General features: G+C 75.9%; 15 protein-coding genes. 7 read left to right on the forward strand and 8 right to left on the reverse strand.

Features of this window, described 5'->3' with window-relative positions:
* Positions 1-494 precede the first annotated feature (494 nt).
* The 3 genes from M1O15_RS29500 to M1O15_RS29510 all read left to right on the forward strand — a co-directional run bounded on the left by M1O15_RS29500 (position 495) and on the right by M1O15_RS29510 (position 2,831).
* Complete coding sequence (locus M1O15_RS29500; RefSeq protein ID WP_248637281.1) at positions 495-1,019, forward strand: anti-sigma regulatory factor; 525 nt, start codon at positions 495-497, stop codon at positions 1,017-1,019.
* A 103-nt stretch (positions 1,020-1,122) separates the two neighbouring features.
* Positions 1,123-2,367 (forward strand): PP2C family protein-serine/threonine phosphatase, encoded by a 1,245-nt coding sequence (locus tag M1O15_RS29505; protein ID WP_248637282.1) that lies wholly within the window; start codon positions 1,123-1,125, stop codon positions 2,365-2,367.
* A gap of 80 nt (positions 2,368-2,447) precedes the next feature.
* Positions 2,448-2,831 carry an ATP-binding protein gene (locus tag M1O15_RS29510; RefSeq protein ID WP_248637283.1) on the forward strand — a complete coding sequence of 128 codons (384 nt, stop codon included), beginning with the start codon at positions 2,448-2,450 and terminating at the stop codon, positions 2,829-2,831.
* A 75-nt stretch (positions 2,832-2,906) separates the two neighbouring features.
* Here M1O15_RS29510 and M1O15_RS29515 read toward each other — a convergent pair whose 3' ends face one another.
* The 7 genes from M1O15_RS29515 to fmt all read right to left on the reverse strand — a co-directional run bounded on the left by M1O15_RS29515 (position 2,907) and on the right by fmt (position 10,814).
* Positions 2,907-4,349, reverse strand: a complete 1,443-nt coding sequence (locus M1O15_RS29515) for a GuaB1 family IMP dehydrogenase-related protein (RefSeq protein WP_248637284.1) — start codon at positions 4,347-4,349, stop codon at positions 2,907-2,909.
* Between the two features lie 166 nt (positions 4,350-4,515).
* Positions 4,516-5,562: a sugar-binding transcriptional regulator gene (locus M1O15_RS29520; RefSeq protein WP_248637285.1), complete on the reverse strand. Its 1,047-nt coding sequence runs from the start codon at positions 5,560-5,562 to the stop codon at positions 4,516-4,518.
* Between the two features lie 80 nt (positions 5,563-5,642).
* Positions 5,643-6,326 carry a ribulose-phosphate 3-epimerase gene (rpe, locus tag M1O15_RS29525; protein WP_248637286.1) on the reverse strand — a complete coding sequence of 228 codons (684 nt, stop codon included), beginning with the start codon at positions 6,324-6,326 and terminating at the stop codon, positions 5,643-5,645.
* Positions 6,327-6,733: 407 nt separating this feature from the next.
* Positions 6,734-7,879, reverse strand: a complete 1,146-nt coding sequence (locus M1O15_RS29530; RefSeq protein ID WP_248637293.1) for an RNA polymerase sigma factor — start codon at positions 7,877-7,879, stop codon at positions 6,734-6,736.
* Positions 7,880-7,887: 8 nt separating this feature from the next.
* Positions 7,888-8,295 carry a YciI family protein gene (locus tag M1O15_RS29535; RefSeq protein ID WP_248637287.1) on the reverse strand — a complete coding sequence of 136 codons (408 nt, stop codon included), beginning with the start codon at positions 8,293-8,295 and terminating at the stop codon, positions 7,888-7,890.
* Positions 8,296-8,413: 118 nt separating this feature from the next.
* Positions 8,414-9,835: an RsmB/NOP family class I SAM-dependent RNA methyltransferase gene (locus M1O15_RS29540; RefSeq protein WP_248637288.1), complete on the reverse strand. Its 1,422-nt coding sequence runs from the start codon at positions 9,833-9,835 to the stop codon at positions 8,414-8,416.
* Between the two features lie 34 nt (positions 9,836-9,869).
* Positions 9,870-10,814 (reverse strand): methionyl-tRNA formyltransferase, encoded by a 945-nt coding sequence (gene fmt, locus M1O15_RS29545; protein WP_248637289.1) that lies wholly within the window; start codon positions 10,812-10,814, stop codon positions 9,870-9,872.
* Between the two features lie 1,131 nt (positions 10,815-11,945).
* On the opposite strand from fmt, the gene M1O15_RS29550 reads away from it, so the two are divergent.
* Complete coding sequence (locus M1O15_RS29550; RefSeq protein WP_248637290.1) at positions 11,946-12,464, forward strand: hypothetical protein; 519 nt, start codon at positions 11,946-11,948, stop codon at positions 12,462-12,464.
* A 128-nt stretch (positions 12,465-12,592) separates the two neighbouring features.
* Here M1O15_RS29550 and M1O15_RS29555 read toward each other — a convergent pair whose 3' ends face one another.
* Positions 12,593-14,743: a primosomal protein N' gene (locus tag M1O15_RS29555; RefSeq protein WP_248637291.1), complete on the reverse strand. Its 2,151-nt coding sequence runs from the start codon at positions 14,741-14,743 to the stop codon at positions 12,593-12,595.
* Positions 14,744-14,840: 97 nt separating this feature from the next.
* On the opposite strand from M1O15_RS29555, the gene M1O15_RS31735 reads away from it, so the two are divergent.
* The 3 genes from M1O15_RS31735 to M1O15_RS31745 are packed head-to-tail and all read left to right on the forward strand — an operon-like array spanning position 14,841 to position 15,477.
* Positions 14,841-14,969, forward strand: a complete 129-nt coding sequence (locus tag M1O15_RS31735) for a hypothetical protein (RefSeq protein ID WP_308282421.1) — start codon at positions 14,841-14,843, stop codon at positions 14,967-14,969.
* Positions 14,966-15,169: a hypothetical protein gene (locus M1O15_RS31740; protein ID WP_308282422.1), complete on the forward strand. Its 204-nt coding sequence runs from the start codon at positions 14,966-14,968 to the stop codon at positions 15,167-15,169. Before M1O15_RS31735 ends, M1O15_RS31740 begins: the two co-directional genes overlap by 4 nt.
* Entirely contained in the window at positions 15,166-15,477 is a 312-nt protein-coding gene (locus M1O15_RS31745; RefSeq protein ID WP_308282423.1) for a hypothetical protein, read from the forward strand. Before M1O15_RS31740 ends, M1O15_RS31745 begins: the two co-directional genes overlap by 4 nt.
* Positions 15,478-15,615 lie beyond the last annotated feature (138 nt).

A 15,615-nucleotide genomic window follows, 5' to 3' on the forward strand; every position in this document is an offset into this window, starting at 1 on the left:
CCGAGCCGCCGTATGCGGTCGGGCCGACGTACCGGGCGTAGCCCCCGTACCCCGCAGCCCCGCCGCACGGGGCAGAGCTTCCGTGCGCGGCGAGGTCCCCGTACGCGCGGCTTCCGTGCCCGGCCGCCCCGCCACGGGCCGCCGGGCCCCCGCGCACAGCCGCCTGACCGGCGACGGTGGGCCCGCCGTACCCGGACGGGCCGACGTACAAGGTGAGGCCCCCGTACCCCGCTGCCCCGCCGCACGGGCCGCCGTACACGGCGAGGCCCCCGTACGCACGGCTTCCGTACGCGGCCGCCTGACCGGCGACGGTGGGCCCGCCGTACCCGGACGAGCCGACGTACACGGCGAGGCCCCCGTACCCCGCAGCCCCGCAGCCCGCGCAGGAGCCGCCGTACGCGGAGGGCGCGCCGCACCCGCGGGAGCCGCCCCCGGAGGCGCACCCCGAGAAGCCGCCCCGGCCCCCCGTCCACCGAGCAGCCGGGGAGGTTCCCATGGCCCTGCCGCGTGAGAGGCGGTCCCTGGGCGCCCCGGTCGTCGCGCCGCGGCGGCCGCCGGACGACCGGCCGGCGGAGGGCCGTACGACCGGCATCCGCCCGCCGAGCGACCGCCCCTCCGGGGCGGCGGGGCGCTACCCGGCCGCCTCCGAGGAGGACCTGCTGACGCTCCGTCACGCGGTGCGGGCCGCCACCGTGGAGGCCGGCTTCGGTCTGGTCGACCAGACCCGGATCGTCACCGCCATCAGCGAACTGGCCCGCAACGCCTACGTGTACGGAGGCGGCGGCACCGTGCGGATCGAGCCGGTGGCCTCCGGCACCCGGCGCGGGCTGCGGCTCACCGTCAGCGACGAGGGGCCCGGGATCGCCGACCTGGAGCGCTGCCTCACCGACGGCTACACCACCGGCTCGGGCCTGGGGCACGGCCTCGGCGGAGCCCGGCGGCTGATGCACGAGTTCGGTGTGCGCAGTGCACCCGGCCAGGGCACGACCGTGGTCGTCGCCCGCTGGAAGGACCGCTGATGGCCCGTACCGCCCGCCCCCGCCCCACTCCCCCACGTACCCCCGCCGCCGGCCCGGCCGGCCCCCACACGTTCCGGCGTCCGGGCCGGGCCCGGAGAAGACCATGAACGACCGGATCACCACCCACAGCTCGCTCGGCGGGCTCCGCGAGGAGCTGCGGCTGCTGGCGTACCGCGCGGGCCTGCCGGTGGAGACCCGCTACCGGCTGGCCCTGTCGGCGGCCCGGGTGGCCGCCGGGGAGCTGGCCGAGGGGCGCCCGGTGCTGCTGGAGACGGTGCCCCCGCAGTCCGTCGCCCGGGGCACCGGCACCGAGCAGGACCGGCTGACCGTACGGCTCCATCTGCCGTACGCCTCCGAGGGCCCCTCGCTGGAGGGGCTGCCGCTGCCCGCCGAGCGGGTCCCGGGCCCGGCCGCGGTCTGGCGGCTGCCCGCCCCGGCGGAACCGGCCGCGGACGGGGACCGGGACGGCCCCGCCGCCACCGAGCTGCTGGAGGAGGAGCTGCGCGCCGCGGTCGCCGGGATGGACGAGCTGGCCGAGGACCACCGGCAGCTCAAGCACGAGCTGTCCGAGACCAACAGCGGGGTGCTGGCGCTCTACGTCCAGCTGGAGGAGCGCGACGAGCAGCTGCGGCAGGCCCACGGGCGGATGCTGCGGCAGCTGGAGGACGCCCTGCGCCCCGCCCCGGTCGCGGTGGACGGCCTGGAGATGGCGGTGCACTACGAGCCCGCCGAGAAGGACGCCCCGACCGGCGGCGACCTCTACGACTGGTTCGTGCTGCCCGACGGCACCGTGCACATCACCGTGGTGGACGCCCTCGGCCACGGGCTGACCAGCACCCGGGCCGCGCTCAACGTGACCCACGCGGTGCGCACCCTGGCCCTGGAAGGGCATCCGCTGGAGTCGCTGGTGGCCCGCACCGACGAGGTGCTGGCCACCTTCGACCACGAGCTGATGGCCACCGTGCAGGTGGTGCGGCTCGACCCGCGCACCGGCGAGCTGGCCATGGCCAACGGCAGCCATCCACCGGCCCTGCTGGTCCGCGGCGGCGACGGCACCGGTGCGCTGTTGGAGGCGCGCGGGCGCGGTATCGGCTTCCCGCTGCCCGGCAGCGAGGGGCTGCTGCACGACCGGCTCGACCCCGGCGACCTGCTGGTCCTCTACACCGACGGGCTGACCGAGAGCCGCCGGGACCCCCGGGAGGGCGAGCAGCGGCTGATCAAGGCGGCCCGCGGGCTGCGCGAGCGGCCGATAGCGGAACTCCCGGCGGCCATCGCCGAGGAGATGCGCACGGTGGTGCTGCACCCGGACGACACGGTGGCGCTCACCGTCCGCCGCTCCCGGCCCTGAGGAAGCCTCTCGGCACGAAGTGGTGCGTGTCACCCACAAGGGGCGGGTAAGCGGACGGTGAACGACCGAAGGAGCCGCCCATGGTTGTCGAAGTCCCGCCCTGTGCCGACTCCGCCTCGGCGCGTGAGGCCACCGCGCGTTTTCTGGCGGAGTACTGCCCCTGGGCCGATGTGTCCGCCGTCCAGCTCGTCGTCACCGAGTTGACGGCCAACGCCCTGCGCCACGCCGGCAGCCGATGGCGGCTGCGGCTGGGCACCGCCGGGGACGAGTTGTCCGTGGAGGTGGACGACTCCAGTCCGGCCGCCCCCGAGCCCCGTGCGCCGGACTTCTCCGGCGGTGGCGGGTTCGGCTGGCACCTGGTGCAGGCGCTGGCCGGCCGGCTGGAGGTCCGCCCGCACGCCGCCGGCAAGACGATCCGCGCCGTCTGGGCCCGCAGCCGGCCCGCCGCCGTGGCCGCCGCCTAGGCGCCACGGCAGGCACGGCGAAGGGCCGTCCCCGCCCCGCGGCGGAGACGGCCCAGTGCGGAAGCCCGGTGGGCGTCAGCTCCAGCTGGCGTGCAGCGGCTTGCCCTCGGCATACCCGGCGGCGCTCTGCACCCCGACCACGGCCTTCTCGGCGAACTCCTCCAGGGAACCCGCGCCCGCGTAGGTGCAGGAGGAGCGGACGCCCGCGATCACCGAGTCGATCAGGTCCTCCACGCCCGGGCGCTCCGGGTCGAGGAACATCCGGGAGTGCGAGATGCCCTCCTCGAACAGCGCCTTGCGGGCCCGGTCGTACGCGGACTCCTCGCTGGTGCGGTTGCGCACGGCGCGCGCCGAGGCCATGCCGAAGGACTCCTTGTAGAGCCGGCCGTCGGCGGCCTGCTGGAGGTCGCCCGGGGACTCGTAGGTGCCGGCGAACCAGGAGCCGACCATCACGTTGGAGGCACCGGCGGCCAGTGCCATGGCGACGTCGCGCGGGTGGCGCACCCCGCCGTCGGCCCAGACGTGCTTGCCGTACTTCCGCGCCTCGGCGGCGCACTCCAGCACCGCGGAGAACTGCGGGCGGCCCACGCCGGTCATCATCCGGGTGGTGCACATGGCGCCGGGGCCCACCCCGACCTTGACGATGTCGGCGCCGGCCTCGATCAGGTCGCGGACGCCCTCCGCGGCGACGATGTTGCCGGCCGCGATCGGCACCTGCGGGTCCAGGGCGCGGACCACGCGGATGGCGGCGATCATCGACTCCTGGTGGCCGTGCGCGGTATCGATGACCAGGGTGTCAGCCCCGGCGTCGAGCAGCTGCTTGGCCTTGCCGGCCACATCGCCGTTGATGCCCACGGCGGCGGCGATCCGCAGCCGCCCCCGGGTGTCCACGGCCGGGGTGTAGAGGGTGGCGCGCAGGGCGCCCTTGCGGGTGAGGATGCCGGCCAGCCGCCCGTCGGCGTCCACCGCCGGGGCGTAGCGGCGGTTGCGCTGGTCGAGGGTGTTGAACGCCTCGCGCGGGTCGATGTCCGCGTCCAGCAGCAGCAGGTCCCTGGACATGACCTCGGAGAGCTGGGTGAAGCGGTCCACCCCGCTCAGGTCGCGGTCGGTGACCACGCCGACCGGGCGGCCGTGCTCGTCCACCACGACGCCGGCGTTGTGGGCGCGCTTGGGCAGCAGCGACAGGGCGTCGGCGACGGTCTGGTGGGGCTCCAGCACGATCGGGGTGTCGAGCACACGGTGGCGGCTCTTGACCCAGGTGATGACGTCGGTGACGACCTCGATCGGGATGTCCTGCGGGATGACGACGAGACCGCCGCGGCGGGCGACGGTCTCGGCCATCCGGCGGCCGGCGATCGCGGTCATGTTGGCGACGACCAGCGGGATGGTGGTCCCGGTGCCGTCGGGGGAGGCGAGGTCCACGCCCTGACGGGAGCCCACGGCCGAGCGGCTCGGCACCATGAACACGTCGTCGTACGTGAGGTCGTACGGCGGCTTCAGGTCATTGAGGAAACGCACGTGCTGAACATCCCAGTCGATCGGAGTCGGCCCCGGTCAGATCATCAGCCCGGGGGAAATCGCACGTACTTCATTCTCCCATGTCCGCGCGGGCGCACGCCTCAGGCGGAACCTCCAGGCCCCGCCCGGCCCCCTCGTCGCATCCTCCAAGCCCCCGCGCCCGGCGTCACTCGTCCGGGTCGGCGCGGTCCAGCGCGGGGCGCGGGCCGGGGGCGAACTCGGTGAGCAGGAAGTCCGCGGCCGAGGTGTCGGTGACCAGGCTGGTGACCAGCCCGGAGCGGAGCACGGCGCCGATGGCCGCCGCCTTGCGCTGGCCGCCCGCGATGGCGACGACCTCGGGGATACGGCGCAGCCGGTCGGCCTCCACGGCGATGCACCGCTCGACCAGGTCGCGGCCGACCCGGCGCCCGGAGGCGTCGAAGAGGTGGGCGGACATCTCGGCGGCCACCCCCAGCGAGGCGTAGTGGGCGCGCTCCTCGTCGCTGAGCATGTCGTGGACGGTGGAGATGCCCGGCTCCCAGGAGCCGATGGAGACCGCGGCGACGGTGACCTTGTCGAAGTAGTCGAAGGCCCGGGCGATACCGGTCTGGTTGCGCAGCGCGGCGGCGGTGGCCGGGTCGGGCAGCAGCATCGGCGCGTAGATGGGGTGGGCCTCACCGCCGGAGACCTGGGCGGCACGGCGGACCGCCTCCACCGAGCCGCGCTCGGCGGTGCCCGCGTCGTACACCCCGGTCAGCTGGACCACCGTGCACGGCGGCAGCCGGTCCAGGGCGGCGGCCATGTGGATGGTGGAGCGGCCCCAGGCCAGCCCCAGCACATCGCCCTCGGCGACCAGCTCGCCCAGCAGGTCGGCGGCCACCTCGCCCAGGTTCTCCGGGTCCGGTGAGGCGTCCTCGCCCTCCGGCGGGGACTCCACCACCACGGCGTGCCGCAGCCCGTATCTGGCCCGCAGCGCGTCGGAGCGCTCGGCGTCCAGCTCGGCGGGGACGCGGATCTCGATCCGGACGAGGTCGCGTTCGAGGGCGGTCTCCAGGACCCGGGCCACCTTGAAGCGGCTGACGCCGAACTCCTCGGCGATCTGGATCTTGGACTTCCCCTCCAGGTAGAAACGGCGGGCCATGGCCGCGGCCTGTACGAGCTCCGCGGGTCCCATCCGCAGGGCTGGCCGTCCCGCCGACATAGCAGACACCGCGCTCTCCTCACTGCTGTTCACACGTTCACGTCGGACCGTCATCCTCGCAGATCCGGCGGTCCGTGATCGGTCCTGTGGGGCTTCGTTCATCTCCCGGTGGCTCAGTGGCCGCACGCCCAGGCCGCGCCCTTGGCCGCGGCGGCCGCCTGCTCGCGCAGCCCGCGCACCGCGGCGGCCGGGTCCTCGGCCCCGTAGACCGCGCTGCCGGCCACGAAGACGTCGGCGCCGGCCTCCGCGCACCGCTCGACCGTGGACGCCGACACCCCGCCGTCCACCTGCACCCACACGTCCAGCCCGTGCCGGGCGACCAGGTCCCGGGTGCGGCGGATCTTGGGCAGCATGATGTCCAGGAACGCCTGCCCGCCGAAGCCGGGCTCCACGGTCATGATCAGCACCATGTCCAGCTCGGACAGCAGGTCCTCGTACGGCTCGATCGGGGTGGCCGGCTTCAGCGCCATCGAGGCCCGCGCCCCCTTGGCCCGGATCTCCCGCGCCAGCCGCACCGGGGCGGCGGCCGCCTCCACATGGAAGGTGACCGACCCGGCCCCCGCCTCCACGTACTGCGGGGCCCAGCGGTCCGGGTCCTCGATCATCAGATGGCAGTCCAGCGGGATGCCCGTCGCCTTGCGCAGCGACTCGACGATGGGCACGCCCAGGGTGAGGTTGGGCACGAAGTGGTTGTCCATGACGTCGACATGGAGCCAGTCGGCGCCTTCGACGGCCCGCGCCTCGTCGGCGAGGCGGGCGAAGTCGGCGGACAGGATGCTGGGGTTGATCTGGGCCATGGCCCAAGCCTGCCATGCCTTACGGCCCTTTCCGCACCCGCGGCTCCCCGGGTACGGACGGCCGGTGCCGCGCTTGCCGCTTTTGCGGCGTGACACCGGGGCGGGGTGGGAGCGCCCCCGGGCCGGGGCGCCGCCGACGGCCCGGCCCGCACCGGGCGGCGCCCACCCGGGCGCCGTCCCTTCCCGGCCCCGGCGACCCCCGCACCGCCGACGGCGACGAGCCCGCACCGGCCCATCGCGGTCGGGGCCGCCCACCCGGTGGCGGCCCGTACCGGCCGGCCGCCCATCGCAGGCGCCGCCTTCTCCGGTCCCGACGGCCGACAGCCGGTCGCCTCGCAGGCGCCCCGGGCGGCCGCCCACCGTGGGCGCCGCGCTTCCCCGGTCGGGGGCGCCGGCCGGCGCCCCCGTCAGTCCTCCCGGCGGGCGTTGAGCCGGGCGGCCTGGCGGGTCAGATGGTCGCGCTCGGCGAGGTTGGGCGCCTGGCGGGCCGCCTCGGCGTAGAGCCGGGCCGCCGCCACCGGATCGCCGTCCCGTTCGCGCAGATACGCCGCCACCGCCGGGTGGCGCGGCAGCGCCGGATCCAGCTCCGCGAGCGCCGCGAGGCCCGCCCGCGGGCCGTCCGCCTCGCCGACGGCCACCGCGCGGTTCAGCCGGACCACCGGGCTGCCGGTCAGCCGCACCAACTCGTCGTACCACTCCACGATCTGCGGCCAGTCGGTCTCCTCGGCGGTGGGCGCGTCGGCGTGCAGCGCCGCGATGGCGGCCTGGGCCTGGAACTCGCCCAGCCGGTCCCGGGCCAGCGCCGCCTGCAGGATGCCGATGCCCTCGGCGATCGCCCCGGTGTCCCAGCGGCCGCGGTCCTGCTCGGCGAGCGGCACCAGCGCCCCGTCCGGCGCAGTACGGGCGGCCCGCCGGGCGTGGTGCAGCAGCATCAGCGCGAGCAGCCCGGCCACCTCGGGGTGGTCGACCGCGGCCGCCAGCTGCCGGGTGAGCCGGATCGCCTCGGCGGCCAGGTCGACATCGCCCGAGTACCCCTCGTTGAAGACCAGGTAGAGCACCCGCAGCACGGTGGCGACATCGCCGGGCCGCTCCAGCCCCGCCCCGGCGACCGCCTTCTTCGCCCGGCTGATCCGCTGACCCATGGTCGTCTCAGGCACCAGATACGCCCGGGCGATCTGCCGGGTGGTCAGCCCGCCGACCGCGCGCAGGGTGAGCGCCACCGCGGACGAGGGCGTCAGCGACGGATGGGCGCACAGGAAGTACAGCCAGAGGGTGTCGTCGGCCGCCGGCACCGGTCCGGGCTCCGGCTCCTCCCCCACCAGGTCCTCGCGCCGCCGCCGCGCGGCGTCCGCCCGGGTCGCGTCCAGGAACCGGCGCCAGGCCACGGTGACCAGCCAGCCCTTCGGGTCCCGCGGAGGCTCCCCGGGCCACACCCGCACCGCCTCCACCAGGGCGTCCTGGACGGCGTCCTCGGCCGCCGCGAAGTCGGCTCCGCGGCGGACGAGGATCCCCAGCACACCCGGCACCAGCCCCCGCAGCAGGGCCTCGTCCATCGGCCCGGTCACTCCGTGACGGTGGGGTGCGCGCCCAGGAACGGGCGCACCTCCAGCCACTCGTGGATCGGCCTCCCGCCCGCCCCCGGGGCCGCCGACAGCTCCCCGGCCAGCTCCACGGCCCGCTCCCGGCTGTCCACGTCGATGATCATCCACCCGGCGATCAGGTCCTTGGTCTCGGCGAACGGCCCGTCGGTGACCGGCGGCCGCCCCTCGCCGTCGTACCGGACCCACATCCCCTCCGGCGAGAGCGCCTGCCCGTCGACGAACTCGCCGGTCTCCTCCAGCCGGCCCGCGAAGTCGTTCATGTACCGCACATGCGCCGAGATCTCCTCCGGCGTCCAGCGGTCCATGGGCACGTCGTTCACCGCCGCCGGAGCGCCGCGGTAGTGCTTGAGCAGCAGGTACTTGGCCATCGTGGTTCTCCTCGGTCCGAGTGCGGCCCATTGTGGCCGCCTTCACCCCGAGGACGGAGCAGCCCGCGCGTCCTCGACATCCTCCGGCCGCTTTCCCCGACTTTCTTCCCGCGACCTCTCAGCCGGTACGCCGCAGCAACGCCAGGTACATCGCGTCCGTACCGTGCAGATGCGGCCAGAGCTGCACATCGGGGCCGTCCCCCAGCGCCGGGACCCCCGGCATCAGCGGCCGGGCGTCCAGCAGCTCCGCGCCCCCGGTGCGCTTCAGCACGTCGTCCACCACCGCCCGGGTCTCCGCCAGATGCGGCGAGCAGGTCGCGTACCCGACCACCCCGCCGACCCGCACCGACGCCAGCGCCTCGGTGAGCAGCGCGCGCTGCAACGGAGCGAAGCCCTCCAGGTCCTCCGGGCGCCGCCGCCACCGCGCCTCCGGACGGCGCCGCAAGGCACCGAGCCCCGAGCACGGCACATCGACCAGCACCCGGTCGAACGACCCCGGCACCCATGGCGGCCGCGTGCCGTCGGTGGTGATCACCTGATACGGACCCGGGTTGCCCGAAAGCGCCCGCTCCACCAGCCGCGCCCGGTGCGGCTGCTTCTCCGCGGCCACCAGCCGCGCGCCCCGCCGCGCCGCCAGCGCCCCGAGCAGCGCCGCCTTCCCGCCCGGGCCGGCGCACCCGTCCAGCCACCGCCGGTCCGGCCCCTCCAGCGGGGCGTTCGCCAGTGCCACGGCCACCAGTTGGCTGCCCTCGTCCTGCACCCCGGCCCGGCCCTCCGCGACCGCCGCCAGGGCCCCCGGCTCACCGCCCTCGGCCAGCCGCACCGCGTACGGCGACCAGCGCCCGGGCAGCGCCTCCTCGCCGACCGCGGCCAGCAGCTCGTCCTGCCCGATCCGGCCCGGGCGCGCCACCAGCGTCACCTCGGGCCGCTCGTTGTCCGCCTCCAGCAGGTCCTCGATGCCCGCCCGGCCTCCGCCGAGGGCGTCCCAGAGCGCGGACACCACCCACCGCGGGTGCGAGTGCACCACGGCCAGGTGGTCCTCGGCGTCCTCCTCATACGGAGGGGCGACCTCCTCCAGCCACCCGTCCAGGTCCCGCTGGGCGATCCGCCGCAGCACCGCGTTGACGAACTTGGCCCGTCCGTCCCCCAGCACCACCCGGGCCAGCTCCACGCTCGCCGACACCGCGGCGTGCGTCGGAATCCTGGTCCCCAGCAACTGGTGCGCGCCCAGCGACAGCACGTCCAGCACCGGCGGGTCCACCTCGCGCAGCGGCCGGTCCACACAGGCCGCGATCACCGCGTCATAGGTGCCCTGCCGGCGCAGCGTGCCGTACACCAGCTCGGTGGCCAGCGCCGCGTCCCGCGCCTCGAACCCCTCGTTGTTCTCCCGCGCCTTGCGCAGCAGCGGCGGCAGCACCAGGTTCGCGTAGGCGTCGCGCTCGTCCACCGCCCTCAGCGCCTCGAACGCGAGCATCCGCACCGGGTCCTTCCTGGGGCGGCGGTACGGCGTGGACGGACGGCGACGGGGCTGCTCGCTCAAAAGGTGCTCCGCGGATCGAAAAGGCTCAACCCTCTCAGCCTACGTCCCCGGCCCCCAGCCGCTCCCCGGGGGCGATGCGCACCCCGCGCGCCCAGTCCGCGCCCCGCATCGGCTTCTTGCCCTGCGGCTGCACCCACAGCAGCTCCACCGCGTGCGACCCGGTCCCGGCCCACACGTTGTTCTTCGCCACCGCCAGCTCACCGGGCGCCAGCTCACTGCGCTCCGGCACCGGCAGCGCCTGCACCACCTTCAGCCGCTCCCCCCGGAACACCGTCCACGCCCCCGGCGCGGGCGTGCACCCGCGGACCACCCGGTCCACCCGCAGCGCCGGCGCCGCGAAGTCGAGCCGGGCGTCCTCCACGGTGATCTTCGGCGCCAGGCTCACCCCGTCCGCCGGCTGCGGCACCGCCTGCAGCGTGCCGTCCTCGATGCCGTCCATGGTCGCCGCGAGCAGCCCCGCCCCGGCGAACGCCAACCGCGTGAGCAGGTCCCCGCTGGTGTCCGTGTGCCGCACATCCTCGGTCACCACCCCGTACACCGGCCCCGAGTCCAGCCCCTCCTCGATCAGGAACGTCGACGCCCCCGTGGTCTGGTCCCCCGCCATGATCGAGTGCTGCACCGGAGCGGCGCCGCGCCACGCGGGCAGCAGCGAGAAGTGCAGGTTCACCCAGCCCCGCGCCGGCACGTCCAGCGCGACCTTGGGCAGCAGCGCGCCGTACGCCACCACCGGGCAGCAGTCCGGCGCGATCTCCCGCAGCCTGCCCAGGAACTCCTCGTCCCGCGGCCGGGCCGGCTTCAGCACCTCGATCCCCGCCTCCTCGGCCCGCTGCGCGACCGGACTGGCCACCAGCCGCCGCCCCCGCCCCGCGGGCGCGTCGGGCCGGGTCACGACGGCGGCCACCTCATGCCGCCCGGAGGCGATCAGAGCGTCCAGGGCGGGAACGGCGACCTCGGGGGTGCCTGCGAAGACGAGCTTCATCGGGGTCTGGCTGCCTGTCTGTCGGTCCGGCGGTGGGCAGCGCACCAGTCTAATGCGGTGGGCGGCTGTCGCCGCCGCTGACCGGGTCCGCCCGGTGGCCTCGCTGACGCGTCTGCGTCTGCGCTTGGTTTCGGTCCGGTGGCGGTTTGCGGGTCCGGTGGGTGTGCACTCTGCCCGGTGGGTGGGGGGCGGGGCACTCCGGGCTCACGTGCTCGCCGCTCGTGCTTGAACGTCAGACGGTCAAGCGAACCGTTCGACTTACACTCGTCGGTCCCCCAAGGACTTCGTCCAGGGGGTACCCCCAGCGCGCGCGACCCTGCGTACCCCACCCAACGTCCGGAGGGCGAGTGCACCCCGGTGGCACGACCCCGGCCTAGGGGCCGGGACACAGCCAGGCGCAGCGATACGGACCCCAGGCTCCGAAGGGACCGCAATCGTTTGTACGGGCCGGGCGAGACCGTCCCACCCGCCGGGCAGTGGCGTCCGACCGATGCGGGCCCACGGCCCGGGGAATCGTCGGCCATCGCGAGGGAGGCAGTCGCCTCACCAGGCGGGCCGCAGCCCCAGGCGGCGGCACGGGGCCGGGGCCTGGACGGGCCGTATCACCCGCCGGGCGGTGGCGTCCGACCGGCGCGGGCCCACGGCCCGGGGAGAGGGCATCAGCCACGGCGATTCGGTCAGTGCGCCGCCGGTCGGGTGGGGGTACGCAGGGTCGCGCGCGGAGCCGCCGAGCGTAATGAGGCGATGTGCTTGAGCGTCGAACGGTGCGCGCGAGCGGCGAGCACGTGAGCCCGGAGTGCCCACGCCCCCACCCACCGCAGAGCGGACCCGACCACCGGACCGGCGAAAGGCCACCGGACCCATGCCGAAGCAGACCCACCCGCGTCAGCGAGGCCACCGGGCAGGGGCCCGGCCCGGACACCGGCGGCGCACGCCGCCCACCGCGTCAGCGAGGCCACCGGGCCGGCGGCCAAACGCCCGGCCGGCGGCCGCCTGAGGCCCCTCGAATATGCGGATACGCATCCGCAGCGTGACCCCACCGAGCGTGGCGCGTTGGTCAAGGCGGATTGACCGACCAAGGGTCGCCGTGCGCGACCCGCTCCTTTCCGACGCCGGTTCGAGAGGCTCCTCATGGCCGACCACGCAACCCACGACGCCCAGGCCCGGGCGAGCCTGCACCTGCTGGTGCGGGACATCGAGCGGGTCCGCCGGCAGGTGGACGCATTGCGCACGCTCACCGCACAGCTCGGCAATGTCTACCGTCCGCGGCGATCGGGACCCGCCACGGGCTTCGTCGTCTACGGCCGGGCCCCCGCCCCCACGGTCAGACTCGCCCAGGAGTTGCGCGACAGCGTCGAGACCCTGGTCACCGCCGCGGTGGACTTCGACCGCTCGCTGGGCTTCTCGTGGGACGCGGTGGGCTCCGCCCTCGGGGTGACCAAGCAGGCCGTCCACCGCCGCTACGGCACCCGCCGCCCGACCCCGCAGCCGGTCGCCGGCGGCCCCGAGCAGGGTGAGCCGGGAGCCAGGACGGTGCCCACCGTCCCCGCCGCCCGCTCCATGCCCATGCCCCAGCAGCCCACCGCAACCACCCGGACGCTCCGCGAGGACGTCCGCCCCAGTGCCTTCCCCGCCCCGCGCAACGGCTGACCTCCCCCGGACCGGCTGCCGCCTGCCCTTCCTCCCCGGCAGGCGGCAGCCGCACACCGCGGGGCCGCGCCCGCCGGAACGGGCGGGAGACCGCGTCGGTCGCGGACAGGGCGGCCCGCCAAGGGAGCTCAGCCGATGTCCGGCGGGTCCACCCGCACCCGCACCGGATCGTCCCCGCCCCGTGCCAGCCGCCCCGCCTGCGCGGCCTTGAGCGCCGCGGCCAGGGCGGCCCCGCTGCCCGGCGGTACGCGCAGCAGGGCGCGCTCCCACTCCTCGCCCGGCGGCGGGTCGCCCGTGCGGCGCGGGGCGCCCGGGGGGCGGGGTGGGAGGGGGACGGGGCCCAGCACCTCGGCGTCCCCGGGCAGCTCGGCCGCCGTGAGGAAGGCGGCCACCGCCTCCGCCCGGCCGGTCACGGACGCCATCCGGGAGACCGGGGGGAAGCCGAGCTCGGCGCGCTCGGCCAGCTCCCGCTGGGCGTGGCCCACCGGGTCCCAGCGGACCAGCGCCTGCACCGGGCGCAGCGTCGGCTCGGCGACGACCACGACCATGCCGCCGTCGTCCTGGCCCCGCACCAGCGCCGCGGCGTCGATCCAGCGGCGCAGGGCCTCCTCCCCGGCCCGCAGGTCGGGGCGGCCCAGCATCGCCCAGCCGTCGAGCAGCAGCGCGGCCGCGTAGCCGGCGCCCTCGGCGACCGGCTCGGCGCCGGGCGTGCTGACGACCAGGGCGGGCCGGGCCGGCACGGTGTCCAGGATGTGGTCGCGGCCGGAGGTGCGCACCGGCACCGCGGGGAAGGCGCGGCCCAGCTCCTCGGCGGTGCGCCGGGCGCCGACCACCTGCGCGCGCAGCCGGGGCGCCCCGCAGGTGAGGCAGTGCCAGTCGGGGGCGCCCCGCCCGCACCAGCCGCAGCGCAGCAAGTCCTGGCCGCCGGGAGCCTCCAGGGGGCCGGAGCAGTGGCGGCAGCGCGCCGGGGTGCGGCACAGCTCGCAGGCGAGACGGGGGACATAGCCCCGGCGGGGCACCTGCACCAGTACGGGGCCGGTCTTCAGGCCCTCGCGTACGGCCTGCCAGGCCAGGGTGGGCAGCCGGGCGGCGCGGGCGGCCTCGTCGCGGGCCAGCTCGTTGTCGCCGACGGTGCGGACCAGGGGCGCGGCGGCCCGGACCTCCTGGCGGGGGGCGAGCAGCGGGCGGGCCCAGCCGGTCTGCACCAGCTGCGCGGCCTCCACGGTGCAGCCGGTGGCGCCCAGCAGGAAGCCGCAGCCCTCGTGGGCAGCGCGCAGCAGCAGGACCTCCCGGGCGTGCGGCAGCGGGGCGTGCTGCTCGCTGTGGCTGCCGTCCCCGTCGTCCCAGATGGCGACCAGCCCGAGGTCCTTGACCGGGGCGAACATCGCCGCCCGGGTGCCGACGACGGCCCGCACCGCGCCCCGGCGGACGGCCAGCCACTGGGCGTACCGCCGCTCGGGTCCGGCCTCGGCGGTGAGCAGGGCGTGCCGGCCCTCGCCGAGGGCGGCGGTGAGCGCGGCGTCCACCCGGGCGGCGGCCCGGCCGTCGGGGACGACGACCAGCGCGCCCCGTCCGGAGGCGAGGGTGGCAGTGATGGTGCGGGCCAGTTCGTCGGCCCAGTGCGGCCCGGGCAGCGCGTTCCACACCGCGCGGGGCGAGGCGCCCTGCGCCAGCGCGGCCAGGAAGGCCTCCCCCTGCTCGTACCGGCTCCAGCTACCGGCTTCCGGGGCGGGCGGCGGAGGCAGCGGCTCGGGCGAGGGGCGGCGCTCGGCGCGGGTGCTGCGGGGCGGCACCGCGAGCTGGAGGACGTCGGCCAGGCTGCCCGCGTACCGGTCGGCCACGGCGCGGGCCAGGCCGAGCAGCTCGGGGCTGAGCACCGGTTCGGGCGAGACCACGTCGGCGAGGGCGGCGAGCGGCCCGGCGTAGTCGGATTCGGCGCGGCGCTCCACCAGGAAGCCGTCGATGAGCCGGCCGCCCTCGCGCCGGCCGCCGCGCACCTGGTGGGCGCCCGCCCCGAAGCGGACCCGGACCCGCACCCCGGGCTGCGCGGCCTCGTCCAGCTCCTCGGGGACGGCGTAGTCGAAGAACTGGTCGAGATGGAGCACGCCCTTGTTGACCACGATCCGGGCGACCGGCAGCTCCTTGGCGAGGGCCGCGCCGCGCCAGGTGCGGGGCTTGGCCCGGGGGACGTTCGCCGTGCGGACGGTCTCCCGGATCAGCGCGAGCTGCTCGGGCGGCTCGACCGCTCCGGCCTCGGGTTCCTCCTGCTCGCTGCGCACACCGAATTCCTACCAGACCCCACCGACACCGCCTCCGGCCGGCCGATTGGTCAGGCCACCGGGCCCGTTGTCAGTGGTGTCCGCTTCCATGGTGGCCATGACCGTTCACACCGTCGCCGGCCGGCTGCCCGGTATCGCCGAGCTGCGCGACCACTGCCGTGCCCTGGCTGCCCTGGAGGCCGTCGTCTGCCCCGCTGGTCGGAGACGGTGGAGCTGGCCGAGATGAGCAATGGCAGCGGTGACGAGTACGGGATCGTGTTCTGCCCGGCCGGGGTGTGGATACGCGGGTTCGACCATGAGTCGCTGATGAGCCCGTACGCCCGGGACGAGCTGGAGGTGTGGCCGGGGGTGCTGGAGGAGGTGCCGGAGGTGTTCCGGGAGTACGTGGTGGAGCCGGCGTTCTCGGACGAGGGGTGCCGAGGGTGACGGCCTGTCTGTGGCGGACCACCGAGGACACGGTCTGGCGGACGGGAAGCGCCATCGAGTTCCCGGCGTCGGAGGACCGGGCGGACGTGGACGGGGCGGAGTACCTGTTCGCCGGGCTGGTGGACCGGTCCGCCGAGGTGTATGTGGAGTTCGCGCGGGACATGCACGAGGTCGAGCTCGATGCGGCGGCGGTCGGGGAGGTGCTGGCCCTGCGTCCGCTCAGCGAGGGGCTGCTGGGGCGGCTGGTTCCGGGCCGTGTGCTCGGAGAGCTGATCGGGGACCTGTCGGAGATCGGCTATCCGTACTGACCGTCGACCGCACCCGGTGGCAGACAACGCCGCCGGGGTCCGGCACCCGGGTGAACGGGTGCCGGACCCCGGCGGGAGGCGGCGGAGGCCGTGGGGAGCGTGGCGGCCTACAGACCGGCGGCGGCGCGCAGGGCGTCC

The organism is Streptomyces lichenis, from assembly GCF_023218175.1.
GTDB classification, from domain to species: domain Bacteria; phylum Actinomycetota; class Actinomycetes; order Streptomycetales; family Streptomycetaceae; genus Streptomyces; species Streptomyces lichenis.